16 protein-coding genes, 1 tRNA gene and 1 pseudogene are annotated in these 15321 nt (G+C 64.3%); 8 read left to right on the top strand and 10 right to left on the bottom strand.

Annotation, left to right across the window (positions count from 1 at the left end; translation table 11 throughout):
• Positions 1-39 precede the first annotated feature (39 nt).
• From ASG57_RS30230 to ASG57_RS30250, 5 genes are all read left to right on the top strand, one after another.
• Positions 40-756 (top strand): prolipoprotein diacylglyceryl transferase family protein, encoded by a 717-nt coding sequence (locus ASG57_RS30230; protein ID WP_057198721.1) that lies wholly within the window; start codon positions 40-42, stop codon positions 754-756.
• Positions 737-2167, top strand: coding sequence for a radical SAM protein (locus tag ASG57_RS30235; protein ID WP_057198723.1), 1431 nt, complete (start codon positions 737-739; stop codon positions 2165-2167). Before ASG57_RS30230 ends, ASG57_RS30235 begins: the two co-directional genes overlap by 20 nt.
• Complete coding sequence (locus tag ASG57_RS30240; RefSeq protein ID WP_024338779.1) at positions 2164-2460, top strand: hypothetical protein; 297 nt, start codon at positions 2164-2166, stop codon at positions 2458-2460. The genes ASG57_RS30235 and ASG57_RS30240 overlap by 4 nt, the downstream gene beginning before the upstream one ends.
• Before the next feature lie 237 nt (positions 2461-2697).
• Positions 2698-4524: a translational GTPase TypA gene (gene typA, locus ASG57_RS30245; RefSeq protein WP_024338778.1), complete on the top strand. Its 1827-nt coding sequence runs from the start codon at positions 2698-2700 to the stop codon at positions 4522-4524.
• Positions 4525-4701: 177 nt separating this feature from the next.
• A complete protein-coding gene (locus ASG57_RS30250) occupies positions 4702-5958 on the top strand; it encodes a flavin monoamine oxidase family protein (protein ID WP_024338777.1) in 1257 nt (418 codons plus the stop codon).
• Between the two features lie 4 nt (positions 5959-5962).
• Here ASG57_RS30250 and ASG57_RS30255 read toward each other — a convergent pair whose 3' ends face one another.
• The 4 genes and pseudogenes from ASG57_RS30255 to ASG57_RS30270 all read right to left on the bottom strand — a co-directional run bounded on the left by ASG57_RS30255 (position 5963) and on the right by ASG57_RS30270 (position 9060).
• Positions 5963-6370 carry a thiol-disulfide oxidoreductase DCC family protein gene (locus tag ASG57_RS30255; protein WP_024338776.1) on the bottom strand — a complete coding sequence of 136 codons (408 nt, stop codon included), beginning with the start codon at positions 6368-6370 and terminating at the stop codon, positions 5963-5965.
• Positions 6370-7689 (bottom strand): SDR family oxidoreductase, encoded by a 1320-nt coding sequence (locus ASG57_RS30260; RefSeq protein WP_057198725.1) that lies wholly within the window; start codon positions 7687-7689, stop codon positions 6370-6372. The genes ASG57_RS30255 and ASG57_RS30260 overlap by 1 nt, the downstream gene beginning before the upstream one ends.
• Positions 7690-7697: 8 nt before the next feature.
• Positions 7698-8164, bottom strand: a pseudogene (locus ASG57_RS30265) (DUF2269 family protein).
• Positions 8161-9060 carry an alpha/beta hydrolase family protein gene (locus tag ASG57_RS30270; protein ID WP_057198726.1) on the bottom strand — a complete coding sequence of 300 codons (900 nt, stop codon included), beginning with the start codon at positions 9058-9060 and terminating at the stop codon, positions 8161-8163. The pseudogene ASG57_RS30265 and the gene ASG57_RS30270 overlap by 4 nt, the downstream one beginning before the upstream one ends.
• 266 nt (positions 9061-9326) lie before the next feature.
• Between ASG57_RS30270 and ASG57_RS30275 the strand changes: the two genes are divergently transcribed.
• Positions 9327-9836 carry a GNAT family N-acetyltransferase gene (locus ASG57_RS30275; RefSeq protein WP_057198821.1) on the top strand — a complete coding sequence of 170 codons (510 nt, stop codon included), beginning with the start codon at positions 9327-9329 and terminating at the stop codon, positions 9834-9836.
• 178 nt (positions 9837-10014) lie between these two features.
• On the top strand, positions 10015-10551 hold the full coding sequence (gene ppa / locus ASG57_RS30280) for an inorganic diphosphatase (RefSeq protein WP_024338771.1): 537 nt from the start codon (positions 10015-10017) through the stop codon (positions 10549-10551).
• Positions 10552-10654: 103 nt separating this feature from the next.
• On the opposite strand, the gene folD is transcribed toward ppa, so the two are convergent.
• From folD to ASG57_RS30295, 3 genes are read right to left on the bottom strand one after another with little or no spacing between them, the layout of a single operon-like run.
• Positions 10655-11539 (bottom strand): bifunctional methylenetetrahydrofolate dehydrogenase/methenyltetrahydrofolate cyclohydrolase FolD, encoded by an 885-nt coding sequence (gene folD / locus ASG57_RS30285; RefSeq protein WP_024338770.1) that lies wholly within the window; start codon positions 11537-11539, stop codon positions 10655-10657.
• Positions 11540-11548: 9 nt separating this feature from the next.
• Positions 11549-11893: a DUF167 domain-containing protein gene (locus ASG57_RS30290; RefSeq protein WP_057198728.1), complete on the bottom strand. Its 345-nt coding sequence runs from the start codon at positions 11891-11893 to the stop codon at positions 11549-11551.
• 15 nt (positions 11894-11908) lie between these two features.
• Positions 11909-12199, bottom strand: a complete 291-nt coding sequence (locus ASG57_RS30295) for a YggT family protein (protein ID WP_024338768.1) — start codon at positions 12197-12199, stop codon at positions 11909-11911.
• A gap of 204 nt (positions 12200-12403) precedes the next feature.
• On the opposite strand from ASG57_RS30295, the gene ASG57_RS30300 reads away from it, so the two are divergent.
• Positions 12404-12479 (top strand) — tRNA-Ala (locus ASG57_RS30300).
• 111 nt (positions 12480-12590) lie between these two features.
• Here ASG57_RS30300 and ASG57_RS30305 read toward each other — a convergent pair.
• From ASG57_RS30305 to ASG57_RS30315, 3 genes are all read right to left on the bottom strand, one after another.
• Positions 12591-13403 (bottom strand): enoyl-CoA hydratase, encoded by an 813-nt coding sequence (locus tag ASG57_RS30305; protein WP_057198730.1) that lies wholly within the window; start codon positions 13401-13403, stop codon positions 12591-12593.
• A gap of 98 nt (positions 13404-13501) precedes the next feature.
• Positions 13502-14296: a glutamine amidotransferase gene (locus ASG57_RS30310; RefSeq protein WP_024338766.1), complete on the bottom strand. Its 795-nt coding sequence runs from the start codon at positions 14294-14296 to the stop codon at positions 13502-13504.
• Positions 14297-14419: 123 nt separating this feature from the next.
• Positions 14420-15199 carry an SDR family NAD(P)-dependent oxidoreductase gene (locus ASG57_RS30315; protein WP_024338765.1) on the bottom strand — a complete coding sequence of 260 codons (780 nt, stop codon included), beginning with the start codon at positions 15197-15199 and terminating at the stop codon, positions 14420-14422.
• Positions 15200-15321 lie beyond the last annotated feature (122 nt).

Genomic DNA, 15321 nt, shown 5'->3' on the forward strand with positions numbered 1-15321 from the left:
GCGCGCTCTCTCGGCGCAACTGTGCTATGAAGCACCCGCATGGGCGGGGCTTTGCTTCACATTCTCTTCGACATTGCCGCGTGGCTGGCGGCCGCGGCGGCTGTCTACTGGCTGACGCGACAAGGCTTACGGTTTCCGGCGCAATCCTTCGAGCTGCCCTACATCGCCGCGCTGGTGTTCGGCGCCGGCCTCGGCGCCTATCTGTTCGGCTCCGCCAATCTCTGGTTGTCCGGTCAGAGCGGCATTGCGCGCTCGGTCGAGGGCGCGCTGGCCGGCGGCATCGTGGCCATCGAGCTCTACAAATGGTTCGCAGGGATCGCGGTCCGAACCGGAGCCCGGTTTGCGCTACCCCTGGCACTCGGTATCGCGATCGGTCGTCTAGGCTGCTACTTCGCAGGCCTCGAGGATTTCACCTACGGCACGCCGACGACGTTGCCATTCGGCCATGATTTCGGCGACGGCGTTCTCCGCCATCCCGTGCAGCTCTACGAGAGCGCGGCCATGGCCGCATTTGCGCTGGCCTATGTGCTGGCGATCTTGAACCGGGAGACGTTCACGGTCACAAATGGTTTCTACCTGGTGCTCGCCTATTACGGAGCGCAACGCTTCCTGTGGGAATTCCTCAAGCCCTACGGCACGCTGATCGGCCCCCTCACCCTGTTTCATCTGCTGTCGCTGTTCATCCTGCTCTACGCCGCCTTCATGCTGGCGACGGCGCCCAAAGCGAGACCCGTGCATGAACGCGCCGCTGCGTAAATCGCGTCCCTACATCTTCTGGGGCCAGACCCAATCCCTCTGCGAGACCTGCCTGAAGCTGGTGCCGACCAAGATCCAGATCCTCGGCAACGAGGTCTGGTACGAAAAGCGCTGCAGGGCGCATGGCGTGCAGTCGACTCTGGTGTCGACGGATGCGGCTTATTGGCGCCTGTGCAAGGATTTCATCAAGCCGGGCGACCGGCCGCTGCAATTCCAGCAGCGCACGGAGTTCGGCTGCCCCCATGATTGCGGCCTCTGCCCTGATCACGAGCAGCATTCCTGCCTGGCGCTGATCGAGATCACCGAGCACTGCAATCTCACCTGCCCGGTCTGCTTCGCCGATTCTGCTCCAGCGCGAACGAAATTCACCCCGCTTGCGACGGTCGAGAAGATGCTGGACGCGCTGGTCGCGAGCGAAGGCGAGCCTGATCTGGTGCAGATTTCCGGCGGCGAGCCGACGCTGCACCCCGATTTCTTCGAGATCCTGGACGCCGTGCGCGCCCGCCCGATCCGCCACGTCATGATCAACACCAACGGCCTGCGCATCGCTCGCGAAAAGGATTTCGTGGCGCGGCTCGCCGAGAACAGGCGCGGGCTGGAGATCTATCTCCAGTTCGATTCGCTTCGGCGCGATGCCCTGATCCATCTGCGCGGCGCGGATTTGCGAAGGATCCGACAGCAGGCGCTGGAGAACCTCGAGCATTTTGGTGTGTCGACCACGCTCGTCGCCACCATCAAGCGCGGCGTCAATGATGACGAGGTCGGCGACATCATTCGCCATGCCCTCACCTGGAGATGCGTGCGCGGCGTCACCCTGCAGCCGGTGCAGGACGCCGGCCGCAACGAGAGTTTCGATCAGCATTCGGACCGCATCATGCTGTCGGATATCCGCAAGGGCGTGATCCAGACCGGCGTGTTCGGCGACAAGGACATGATCCCGCTGCCCTGCAACCCCGAAAGCATCTCGATCGGCTACGGGCTGCGCAACGGCGAGAAGGTCATGCCGCTGACCTCGCTGATTCCGCAGGAGCAACTGGTCGCCGTGATGCCCAACACCATCAGCCCGGAGAAATATCCGGCGCTGCGCGAGAAGTTCGTCGACCTGTTCTCGCTGTCGTCGGGCCCGCTCAACACGAGCGAGCGGGTCTGCGAACTCTTGTGCTGCCTGCCAAGCTTCGAGGTGCCGGAAGGGCTCTCTTACGAAAACGTCTTCCGAGTCACCATCGTGCAGTTTCTCGATCGCTTCAATTTCTGCGTCGGCAACGTCAAGCGGAGCTGCATCCATTTCGTGACGGAGCAGGGGGCGATCATTCCGTTCGACACCTACAATCTGTTCTACCGTGATGGAAAGATCGAGGGCATCCGCGCCGCGCTGGCTGCGCAGGTGAGCGAGGGAGTCTTGCAGGCATGAGCAGCAGCGACACGATTCCATCGGCACCACCGCCACCGCCGCCTCCTGTCCAACCGCATAGGCGCAGCGGCTGCCTGACCGCGCTGATGGCGATCTTCGGGATCTTCATGCTGCTGCCGGGTCTCTGCGCGCTGCTGTTCGGCGGAATGTCCGTGGTCGAGGACGGCCGGATCGCCGCCGACATCGCTCCGCTCGTCTTCCTGGGGCTGGTCATCGGTATCGGCGGAGTCGCGCTGGTCTGGGCGGCCATCAAGGGGCGAAAGGCCCCCGCCCATCCCACGACCGGGCCGTAAGTCCCGGAGATCCCCGGACAAAATTCAATCAACCAACGGGCAAAGAACACATTGTTTTTTGGCCGTTTTTGCCTATATTGCGCCGCAACGCGCAGGGCGCCCGGTCTGATGGCCGGGCTTCCTTTTTGGGCGCAAAGCGCCCCGTTTCCAGTCTTCCAGCGTTGTTTCGAGAAGAGGTCCCGGTCCGACCGGCGAGATCGCGCTTAACCCATTGTTCGACCGCAAAGAAGCTCACTCATGAATCTTCGTAACGTCGCCATCATCGCCCACGTCGACCACGGCAAGACGACCCTGGTCGACCGTCTCCTGCAGCAATCCGGCACGTTCCGCGAGAACCAGAAGGTGACCGAGCGCGCCATGGACTCCAATGATCTGGAGCGCGAGCGGGGCATCACCATCCTGGCCAAGGCAGCCTCGGTGCAGTGGAAGGATACCCGGGTCAATATCGTCGATACCCCCGGCCACGCCGATTTCGGCGGTGAGGTCGAGCGCATCCTCAACATGGTGGACGGCGCCCTGGTGCTGGTCGACGCTGCCGAAGGCCCGCTGCCGCAGACCAAATTCGTGGTCTCCAAGGCGCTCAAGGTCGGCCTCAAGCCGATCGTCGTCATCAACAAGGTCGACCGCCCCGACGCGCGGCCGACCGAAGTCATCAACGAGGTGTTCGACCTGTTCGCGGCGCTCGACGCCAGCGAGGAGCAGCTCGACTTCCCGATCCTCTACGGGTCGGCCAAGCAGGGCTGGATGGCCGAGAGCCCCGAGGGCCCGAAAGACAAGGGCATGGAGCCGCTGTTCGACCTGATCCTGCGCCACGTCGCGCCTCCGAAGGTCGAAGAGGGGCCGTTCCGGATGATCGGGACCATCCTCGAAGCCAACCCCTATCTCGGCCGCATCATCACCGGCCGGATCTCGTCCGGCGTGCTCAAGCCGAACCAGCAGGTCAAGGTGCTCAACGCCGACGGCAAGCTGGTCGAACAGGGCCGTATCACCAAGATCCTGGCCTTCCGCGGCCTCGAGCGCACGCCGCTCGATGAGGCTGAGGCCGGCGACATTGTCGCGATCGCGGGTCTCACCAAGGGCACCGTCGCCGACACCTTCTGCGATCCGACCGTCGAGGTGCCGCTGCCGGCGCAGCCGATCGATCCGCCGACCGTCTCGATGTCGTTCATCGTCAACAACTCGCCGCTCGCCGGCACCGAAGGCGACAAGGTGACGAGCCGCATGATCCGCGACCGCCTGCTCCGCGAGGCCGAGGGCAATGTCGCGCTGCGCGTGGTCGAATCCGCCGACAAGGATGCGATGGAAGTGTCGGGCCGCGGCGAATTGCAGCTCGCGATCCTGATCGAAACCATGCGGCGCGAAGGCTTCGAGCTCTCGGTGTCGCGCCCGCGCGTCGTGTTCCAGAAGGACGAGGCGACCGGCGCCACCATGGAGCCGATCGAGGAAGTCGTGATCGACGTCGACGAGGAGCATTCCGGCGTCGTCGTGCAGAAGATGAGCGAGCGCAAGGCCGAGTTGATCGAGATGCGCCCCTCCGGCGGCAACCGCCAGCGCCTAGTGTTCTACGCGCCCACCCGCGGCCTGATCGGCTACCAAGGCGAACTGCTCACCGACACCCGCGGCACCGCGATCATGAACCGCCTGTTCCACGGCTATGCGCCGTACAAGGGCGAAATCCAGGGCCGCCGCAACGGCGTGCTGATCTCCAATGACCAGGGCGAAGCGGTGGCCTACGCCATGTTCAAGCTGGAGGACCGCGGCCCGATGATGATCGAGCCGGGCTGGAAGGTCTATCGCGGCATGATCGTCGGCGAGCATACCCGCGACAACGATCTCGAGATCAACGTGCTCAAGGGCAAGCAGCTCACCAACATCCGCACGACCTCGAAGGACGAAGCCGTCCGCCTGACCCCGCCGATCCGCATGACGCTGGAAAAGGCGCTGGCCTATATCGAGGACGACGAGCTCGTCGAAGTCACGCCGAAGTCGATCCGCCTGCGCAAGAAGCACCTCGACCCGAACGAGCGCAAGCGCGCGGAAAAGGCCAAGGAAGCGGTGGCGTAAGCCGCCGCTCTCCGCGGGACTGCGGTGGTGGGCAAAGGCGCTCTTGCCAACCACTTTCGTGGACGGGAGAGGCGCACGCTCCGCTTTTCCCGCCCTGCGCACTGCGTCCTGGACCGGATAGGAACACGATTGCGTGGACGGCTTTAGCACCCGCGGGGAACGTGTTAGAGCCGGACCATGAGCTCCCTTCCCTCCTTCGTCGACATCGCGGTCATCGGAGCCGGCGCGGCCGGGCTTGGTGCGGCGCATGCGCTGAAGGACTCAGGACTTTCCGCCATCGTGCTCGAAGCGCGCGACCGGCTCGGCGGCCGTGCATGGACGGTACAGGCCTCGCCCGAGGTGACGTTCGATGTCGGCTGCGGCTGGCTGCATTCGGCCGACAAGAACTCCTTCGTTACGATCGCCAAGCAGCTCAATTTCGAGATCAACACTGACCTTCCGCCCTGGGGCGACCGCGCCTTTGGCGATGCGTTTCCGGAATCCGAACGCAAGGAATTCGTGCGTGCGATCGACGAATTCTACGAGCGGATATGGGAAGCGGCGGAGCAAGGCGAGGATGCGCCCGCCGCCGGCTATCTCGAGCCGGGCAATCGCTGGAATCCGATGATCGACGCGATCTCGACCTACGTGAACGGGTGCGAGCTCGACCAGGTCTCGCTCCTCGACATGGAGGCCTACGAGGACACCTACTTCAATTGGCGCGTGCGCGCCGGTTACGGGACGCTGATCGCCGCCTATGGCGCGCCTTGCCCGGTCGCACTGAACTGCAACGTCACGCTGGTCGACCATTCCGGAAAGCGCATTCGGCTGGAGACGTCGCGCGGCACGCTCGAGGCCGGAGCTGTGATCATCACCGTTCCGACCAATCTGATCGCGGACGAGGCCATCCGCTTTTCCCCGGCCCTGCCCGTCAAGCTCGATGCCGCGCGCGGCCTGCCACTCGGCGTCGACGACAAGGTGACGCTGGCGCTCGATGGCGCCGAAGCCTTTCCAATCGAGGGAAACCTGCGTGGCGCCACCATGCGCACCGCGATGGGCACGTACCATATCCGTCCCTTCGGCCAGCCCTGCATCGACGGCTTTTTCGGCGGCCGGTTCGCGCGCGAGCTGGAAGATGCAGGCGACGGCGCCTTCGCCGCCCAGAGCATCGACGAAATCGCCGCCTTCCTCGGCAACGACATCAGGCGCAAGCTGAGGCCGCTGCGCGAGTCGCGCTGGGCGCACGATCCGTTCGCCCGCGGTTCCTATTCGCACGCGCTGCCCGGACATGCCGGTGACCGCGCCGTGCTGGCCGCGCCGGTCGATGGCCGGTTGTTCTTTGCCGGCGAGGCCACATCACCGAACTTCTTCTCGACAGCCCATGGCGCGAGGGACAGCGGCGAGCGGGCGGCGAAGGAGGTGCTGGCGGCTTTGGGTGAGCTACGCTCGCAATGACGGGCTACTCAATCACCCTTGCCCGCAAATCCGAGTCTGGCACAAAGCAGGCCTCGTACCTGCCGAAGATGCGATAGCGGTTGCGCGCGACGAGGCCGTAGACGGCGTCCCGCAACGGCTTCGGTATCGCGAACAGCGCGCGCACCCAATCCCATCCGGGCAAGAGCGACAGCACGGTCAGCGCCGCGTCGGACTTCAACAAGACCTCACCGCCATGGACCACCGCGTTGGTATCGGGATCATGGGGGTCGATGCCGAACGTGCGCGCCAGCCGGGCTCCATAATCCGACTGGATCGGCGTGAACCGGAACCTCTTGGCTATGTCGCGGTTCGCAACAAACCGGACCCAGCGCGAGCAGAAGATGCAGACGCCGTCGAACAGGATCACGTCATCGTCGGGCCAACTTGGCATCAGCGGTTATCCAGCATCATGAGCGCGACGAACATCAGCACGATGGCCGGTCCCGTCTTCACCAGCGCGCCGAGCGGCTCGATCCAGAGGTCGGGCGTCAGGATCGCCGCCCCCACCATATAGCCGAACGAGGCGACGATGCCCGCAACCAACCCAACAGCAGCAGTGCGACGAAATGCGATCAGGATGCCGATGCTCATGTCCATCAGGCTGGTGCCGATCGTGATGGGATCGACCAGCGCGGGCGGGAAGTTGTGCGCGCTCAGAATGCCGGCGGCGGCCGGATAGGACACGAACAGTGCGATGAAGCCGGAGACGAGCCAGAAGGCGACCAAGCTGGCAAAGATTAGTGCCTTGATCAGAAACAGGCGCGCAAACCATTTGTCCTGGATGGTGGCGGGGTGGCGCCCGACTGCATCGGCCAGCCTCTTCGGCGCGATGCCCGTCGCAGCGATCCATGCGGAGGGGTCGCCCGTCACCCCGCGACGGAGTTCGGCGATGGCCGTCGAGCGCATCGGCGGCATCCAGCCGAGATAATTGGCGAGATCGCCGAGTTTGGCGCCCAGGTCGAGGATGAAAGTCGGCATCGCGATGCGAGGCCATCCTTCGGTGCCAAAAGCAACACGGAAGGGCTTGATGACACCGGACATGGAAACCGGTTCGGCCTGCATCAGGTCCCAGCTCACCGCCTTCAGTGACGCATTGTCGATGTCGCGTGCTGCGAGCCAGGCGATGGTCGCGGAAATATCCTCGATCGCGACCGGTTGGAATGGCGTTGCCATTTCCCTCGCCGGCAAATCGATCGGGAAGGCAGCAAGCGCGCGGAGCATGGCGCTGCCGCCGTAGGCTGAGGGCGCAACCACGAAGCCGGGTCGCAGGATGGCATGGGGAATGCCGCTGCTTGCGATCAGGTGCTCGGCCTCGCGCTTGGTCGTGGCGAAGGCGGTGCGATCCGCCTCCGCAGAGCCGGGGATGGATATGTGCACCAGCCGGATTAGACGGCCACTATTGCCGACCGCCTTCAGCAGCTGCGCGACGAAGTCGCGATGCACCGTGCTCGTGTTGCTGCCAGGGCCATCCTGTAGCACGCCGAGGCAGTTCACGACGACGCTCACCGCATGCTCGTTGAGGAGACGCGTCAGCGAGGCAGTATCCAGCGAGAGTATCGGAAGCTCGACGTCCAGCGCGCTCATCCTCTGCGCCGAGGACAGGCGGCGTGCCACGCCGACAACGCGAAAACCACGTGAGCGCAGATCGTCGGTGACGAAGCGGCCGATCAGGCCGGAGGCGCCGAGCACCAGGATGGTTCGCCCACTCATCAATTCTCTCAGAACGGTTTTGCGATCATCAGCCAGAGGATCAACATTGTTGCCCCAAAGCCGGGGAAGCCGAACGCAAACCACCGGCGGAACAGGACGAAATAGCGCTCCGGGAGTGCACTGCGCTGAGCGGCGGCCCTGCCGGCGAGATCGCGCATCTCGATCTGCATGAAGACAACCGGGATCCAGAACAGACCCGCAAAGGCATAGAGCGCGAGCGATGCGAGCAGCCAGCGTTCGGTCACCGACGTTGCCGAGAGCATCATCAACAGGCCCCCCGTCAGCGGCTGCAGGATCACGGCCGACAGCGTAAAGATCGCATCCGCGATCACGACCACCGAGGCGGTGCGGGCGATGAACGCCACGTCGGCCGTGCGATGTGCCATCGCATGAAGAAGGCGATGCCGGTTCCTGTGCCGAGGATGACGATGGCGCCCAGCACATGGAAAAACTTGAGCAGGAAATACGGCGTCATCGCTTCTTGGTCGCCACAGGCTTGGGTGGGTTCAGTGCCCGTGCGAGTTCGCTGCTTGCGGCTTTGACCCCGGCTTCGGTTTCGATCATCCAGTGGCCCTCGCTGCCGACGGCCGGCAGGACGCGCAGGTCGGCCTTGCCGCCACGTGCGCGAAACGCATCGGCGAGCTTCTGCGAGAATGGCGGCGCGAAATAGCTGTCATTGCTTGCGACGAGCCATGTAACCGGAATGCGCGCCGCCGTGCCGAACTCCGCCGCGGCGCCGAGAAGCGTATCCGGCGCGCAGACCCGGTTCGGCTCATCATTGGCATGGCCGCCACGCCCCGGCGCAAACACCGTAATCGCGGATATCACCTTCGGATCGGCCTTGGCGAGCGCCAGCGCACCCCAGCCGCCGGCGGAATGGCCGATTACGATCGCGGCGTCCTTGCCGATGAAATCCTGCGTTCGCAAATAGTCCACAGCGAGCGAAATTGCCTCGGCCGTTGCACGGCCCGAGCGCGCATAGTCGGCCTCGTCACAGCCGCCCTGATCCTCGACATAGCGACCTCCGGTGGCACCATGGCCGGGCCGCTCCGGCACCAGCACAGCAAAGCCGCGCGCGACGAGATAGGCGGCGAGCGCGCGGTATTCCGGCGGCGGCATTTGCGCACGACGCAGTGCGTTCTGCGTCGAGGCGTGTGCGATCACCGCGAGCCGGAACGGGCCCGCCCCCGGCGGACGAAACAGGAGGGCTTTCGCGGCAAGGCCCGGATCCGGCGAGGGCACAAGCCAATGTTGCCGGCGAAACGGTCCGTCCTCCTCGCCCGATGGACCGAACGTGGCCTGGGCGCACAGGGGTGCCGCAGTCAGCAAAGCCAGCAGAGGCAGGAGCGCGATGGTGTTATGGAGTCGCATGACTTGTTGGGAACGCACGCGAACAGCGGCTGCCGGACCAATAGGAACGAATCATTATCGGCGGACTTTCTGCGTTGCCATTGCCAATCATTCGCTGCCGTAAAGTAGTTTTGCACCGGTCCACGCCCGGCGGTTGCCGTTTGAAATGGCGGCTTGTCCTCTTTCGGTACAACATGGCCACAATACTGATGCAGAAAGTCCACAGGTTAACCGATAATTAACGATAGGTCTTGCCGCCGGCGCGGCGACTTGGTTTGATCGCGTCCATGAGCACAACCCTGATCGAGGTCCGGCCCGCGAAAGCTGCAGATGCAACTGCGGTGGCATCGACCCATGACGAAGCCTGGCGTTCGGCCTATCAGGGCATCATCCCCGGTGCCGAACTGGAGAAGCTGATCAACCGCCGCGGTCCGCAGTGGTGGGACAGCGCAATCCGCAAGGGCAGCCGCGTCAGCGTGCTCGTGTTCGGCGACAAGATCGCGGGTTATGCCAATTACGGCCGCAACCGTGCCCGCAGCCTGCATTTCGACGGCGAGATCTACGAGCTGTATCTGCGTCCCGAATTCCAGGGCCTCGGCTTCGGCCGCCGGCTGTTCGCCGCCGCTCGCCGCGACCTCATGCAGAGCGGGCTGAAGAGCATGGTGGTGTGGGCACTCTCGGACAACGATCCGGCGACAGAGTTCTACCGGGCACTGGGCGGCCGTATGGTGGCGCGCTCGTCGGAGCGGTTCGGGCCCAGGGCGCTCGACAAGGTTGCCTTCGCTTGGACCAATTGAGCTGCTGAAGTTCTTCCCGGCAGCGTTTCCCGTCCGTCGATACCGTTGCCTTTCGCGCCGGTGATCGCCGGATTCATTATTTCACCAGAACGCGATGGATCAGCGGGCCAAGCCCGCGTATGACAGCGCCAAAATCGCTGCCGGGCGCGATTTCACCTCGGCAACAACGGAGCCTTGAATGCGTATCGATGCGGTCTCGATCGGGAAAAACGTCCCCCATGACGTCAATGTCATCATCGAAGTCCCCGTGGGCGGCGAACCGATCAAGTACGAGATGGACAAGGAGGCCGGCACGCTGGTGGTCGATCGCTTCCTCTACACGCCGATGCGTTACCCCGGTAACTACGGCTTCATCCCGCACACGCTGTCAGACGACGGCGACCCCTGCGACGTGCTGATCATCAACACCCGCGCCATCATCCCCGGCGCCGTCATGAGCGTGCGCCCGGTCGGCGTGCTGTTCATGGAAGACGAGGCCGGTGGCGACGAGAAGATTCTGGCGGTGCCGTCGTCGAAGCTGACGCAGCGCTACGACAAGGTGAAGAGCTATTCCGACCTGCCGGACATCACGCTGCAGCAGATCCAGCACTTCTTCGAGCACTACAAGGATCTCGAAAAGGGCAAGTGGGTGAAGATCCTGCGCTGGGGCGGCCCGGAAGATGCGCACAAGCTGATTCTCGAAGGCATGGATCGCGAGAAGAAGAAGAAGGGCTGAAGCCCTACCGTCAGCCCTGCCGCCATGCCGGGCACGCGTCAACGCGTACCCGGGTCCCGAGATACCGGGTTCGGCTCTTCGAGCCGCCCGGAATGACGCTCAATTACACCGCCGGCTTCGGCAGCCCTGCGATCGCGCAGGCCGCGCGCAGCGTATTCACCAGCAAGCACGCCACCGTCATCTGGCCGACGCCGCCCGGCACCGGCGTGATGGCACCGGCAACGCCAAGCGCTTCCTGATAGGCGACGTCGCCGACAAGACGTGTCTTGCCGTCGTCCCTGGGGATGCGGTTGATGCCGACGTCGATCACGGTCGCACCGGGCTTCAGCCAGTCGCCGCGCACCATCTCGGGCCGACCGACCGCGGCATAGACGAGGTCGGCCTTCCTCACGAGCCCCGGCAGGTCGCGCGAGCGCGAATGCGCGATCGTCACCGTGGCGTTCTCGTTCAACAGCAATTGCACCAGCGGTCGGCCGACCAGGTTGGAGCGGCCGATGACGATGGCATTCATGCCCTCAAGCGAAGCGTGCACGCTTCTGGTCAGGATGATGCAGCCGAGCGGCGTGCAGGGTGACAGCGCCTCGAAGCCCCCGGCGAGTCGGCCGGCATTGTTCGGATGCAGCCCGTCGACATCCTTGGCGGGATCGATGGCATTGATGACGGCTTCGGTATTCAGCCCCTTCGGCAGCGGCAACTGCACCAGAATCCCGTGCACGGACGGATCGCGATTGAGCTTTTCGACCAGCGCCAGCAGATCTGCTTGCGAGACATCGGCCGGCAGCTTGTGCTCGAACGAGGCCATGCCCGCTGCCTGCGTCTGGGTGTGTTTCGAGCGGACATAGACCTCACTGGCCGGGTCGTTGCCGACCAGGACCACCGCAAGGCCGGGAATCAGATTGTGCTCGCGCCTGACGCGGGCGACCTCGTCAGCGACCCGTGCACGCAATTCCGCGGCAATGATTTTTCCATCGATGATCTTGGCGGTCATGTCAGTTCCTCAGTCGTTCGATTTGGCCGAGGCGAGCTGACGCAGGGCTTCTCCGAGCCGCACCGGATCGCCGTCGACCGCGATCTGCTTCAGCCGCGAGGTGGCCCCTGACAGCAGCTTCACACTGGCCTTGGGCACGCCAAGCGATTTCGCCAGCAGCACCAGAACGGCCTTGTTGGCCTCGCCACCGTCGGCGATGGCGCGTACCCGCACCTTGAGCACACTGCGGCCGTCCGCGAGCTGCTCGATCCCGTCGATGTCGTCGCGGCCGCCACGCGGTGTCACCCGGAGCGCGATGCTGATTCCAGCGGCGGAGTAGCGCCAGGGTTCCCTAGGGGCTTCTCTCGCAACCAAGGCGCTCCAGCCTGCTCAGATCACGTTGGGATAGACGTAGTACAGGATCACCCGCTCGATAAACATGATGATCAGGATCAGGATGATCGGCGAGATGTCGAGGCCGCCGAGGCTCGGCAGGAAATTGCGAATCGGCGCGAGCAGCGGCTCGGTAATGCGGTAGAGGAACTCCGCCACCGCCGAGACGAACTGGTTGCGGGTGTTGACGACGTTGAAAGCGATCAGCCAGGACAGGATCGCCGAGGCGATCAGCAGCCAGACGTAGAGATCGAGCACGATGATGACGATGTCGAGAACGGCACGCATGGCTTTTGAAGACTCTGGCTTTGAAAACTCTGGCTGCGGTCGGGATTGACGCCTGTTGCTAGATATCGGTTCCCCCCGGCCCAAACAAGGGAAGTTCGGGCACCGGGATGGCTAAAACCGGGTTACGCCCGTCCTTGACTTGACCTTGGCGGCGACTTAAATGGCGCCCGGTTGTCGGCCGCATTCACCAGAGCGGCCAGCAAAGGGGCCATAGCTCAGCTGGGAGAGCGCGTCGTTCGCAATGACGAGGTCGGCGGTTCGATCCCGCCTGGCTCCACCACGCTTGGCCCTTCGGGCTTGCGCGTGGCGCAGCCGCGCAAGAGCCCGAACGGTGGAGCGCGGTGTCCGGCGAAGCCCATGGGGCGGCGAAGACGGACTTAGATTTCCCCCTCTACTTCCCCGTAAACCGCGGCGGGCGCTTCTCCATGAAGCTTGCTACGCCCTCCCGGAAATCACTACCGCCCAGAGCCACCATCATCTCCCTGTTGGCCTCGATCGTCGCCTCCGCCAGCGTCTGGAACGGCACCTCGTAGAGCTGCCGCTTGATCACGGCCATGGCGCTCGGCGAGACCATATCGGCGAGATCGCGCGCATAGGCGTAAGTCTCCTCACGCAGCTTCTCGGGCGGACAGAGCCGGTTGACCAGCCCGATCCGCAACGCCTCCTCGCTCGACACGCGCCTCGCCGAGAGCAGCAGGTCCAGCGCATTGGCATGGCCGACGATACGCGGCAGCATCCAGCTAATGCCGTGCTCGGCAATCAGGCCGCGCCGCGCGAAGGCCGTCGTGAACACGGTGTTGTCGGCAGCAAAGCGCAGGTCGCAATAGAGTGCATGCACCAGTCCGATGCCGGCCGTCGCGCCGTTGAGCATGGCGATCACAGGCTTCTTGATCGAAGGGTAATAGCCGTAGCGGGTCTGCCAATCCGGCCGGCGGTTCATGTCGAAGGGCGGCAGACTAGAGGCGCGCCTGACGTCGTCGGGGTCGAGACCTTTCAGCGCGTCCATGTCGGCACCGGCGCAGAAGGCGCGGCCCGCGCCGGTGATCACGATGACGCGGACGTTGTCATCCGCATTTGACGCTTCCATCGCGTGACGCACGTCCCGCTCCATGACCGGCGTCCACGCATTCATGCGGTCCGGGCGGTTGAGCGTGATGGTCGCGATCTTGTCGCTCACTTCATAGAGAATGTGTTCGTAGGCCACGGCGCTCTCCCTTGCTTGCCGGCACGCATTGGTGCGCGCTCGTTTGCAGCGAGCCTAGCATATCCAGGGCAGAGGCAAGGACTTGCGTGAAGGCGCGATCACTCGGCGGCTTGCGCCAGCACCGGCCGGCGCGCCAGCCAGCCGTCGATGAAGTGATCGAGCCAGGCGCGTTCAGCGGCATCGTAGACGGCGCGATCCGCGAAGTGGTGGTGGCGCTGCCGCGCACCTGGCGCGCTGAAGCCGTCATAGCCGCGCGTGGTCCAGCGACACATCATCGCGTAAGTCACGTCGGGGTGAAACTGCACGCCGAAAGCATGGCCGGCGCGGAACGCCTGCACCGGGAAATCATCGCCTTCCGCGAGCAGCTCAGCGCCGACCGGCAGCTCAAATCCCTCCCGATGCCAGTGATAGACCTGATCCGGCCAATGCGGGCAGAGCGCATGGCCCGCGGCGGTCGGCCTGATCGGGTAATAGCCGATCTGGCTCAGCGCATCCGCATGCGGCGCGACGCGCGCCCCGAGCTGCATCGCCAGCATCTGCGCACCCAGGCAGATGCCCAGGAACGGCCGCTGCTCGCGGAGCGGAATTTCGATCCAGTCGATCTCACGACGAATGTAGTCGTCGGAATCATTGGCGCTCATAGGACCGCCGAAGATCACTGCGCCGGCATGCTGCTCCAGCGTTTCGGGCAGGACATCGCCGAAGCGGGGGCGGCGGATGTCGAGGCCATGGCCGAGCGCGCGCAGCGCGTTGCCGACTCGGCCCGGTGTCGAGCATTCCTGATGCAGGACGATCAGGACCGGAAGCCGGCTTTCAGAGGCGGCGGCGCTCGGCGCTCTCCGTGGGAAAGCGACCACCTCTGCGCCAACAAACCTGTCCGTCCGGAACGACATGGCCTTTGCGAGTGCTATCGGTTCAGACCATCAGCATAGCTAAGCGATGGTTAAGATCGTGTGAGTTCGCGCACACAGATCCGATAAGCAAACCCCGGGCCAACACGGGAGCTTTGCCATCCTCTATCGCCTGCGCCTCTGGAACCGGCTGGTGGCAGCCAGGATGAAGCCGCGCGGGAAGAAACGCAGTGCGAGCGGCACAATCTTGATGCCGAGGCCCGGCAGCACTGCCCGCTTGTTGGTCATGAGGCCACGATACGCCTCCTGCGCGACATCGGCGGCCGAAACCTTGAGGAGGGCGGTATCGTGTTGGGAGCCGACGCCGGCGCGGGCCTGGAATTCGGTGGGGACCGGGCCCGGGCAAAGCACGGTGACGCGGACGCCGTGGGGGGCGAGCTCCGCCCGCAGCGCCTCGGTGAAGGAGATCACGTAAGCTTTGGATGCATAGTAGACGGCCATGCCGGGGCCGGGCAGGAAGCCGGCGACCGAGCCGACATTGAGAAGGCCGCCCTTGTTCCTGATGAGCTGGTCGGCAAAGCGCAGCGACAGATCCGTGAGCGCCCGGACATTGACATCGACGATGCCGAGCTGTTCCGCGCGATCCTGCTCGATGGCATCGCCGAAGACACCGAACCCGGCATTGTTGACGAGATGGTCGAGCTCTACGCCTTCGGCAGCAAGCGCTGACGCGATCGTCTCGCCGGCATTTCGTTCCTCGAGATCGCAGGCGATCACGATCGGCTTCTTGCCGCCCTTGGCAGCGATCTCGCCCGCCAGGGCCTCGAGCCGATCCGCGCGTCTGGCGGTCAAGGCGAGGCGATGTCCATTGGCGGCAAACACACGCGCCAACTCCGTCCCGATGCCCGCCGAGGCACCAGTAATCAGCGTCACCCGCTCAACCACGATCGAAGTCTCTTGAATTCAAGTTCCTGGCCCCGCAATGCCGGAACGAGAGCATAGGCCGTGCGCAACAGGCAAGCGGCACTGTCAACATGGCTGGCTGAGCAGAACGAAAGGCAGCGCCG

Source organism: Bradyrhizobium sp. Leaf396 (assembly GCF_001424605.1).
Classification (GTDB): domain Bacteria; phylum Pseudomonadota; class Alphaproteobacteria; order Rhizobiales; family Xanthobacteraceae; genus Bradyrhizobium; species Bradyrhizobium japonicum_C.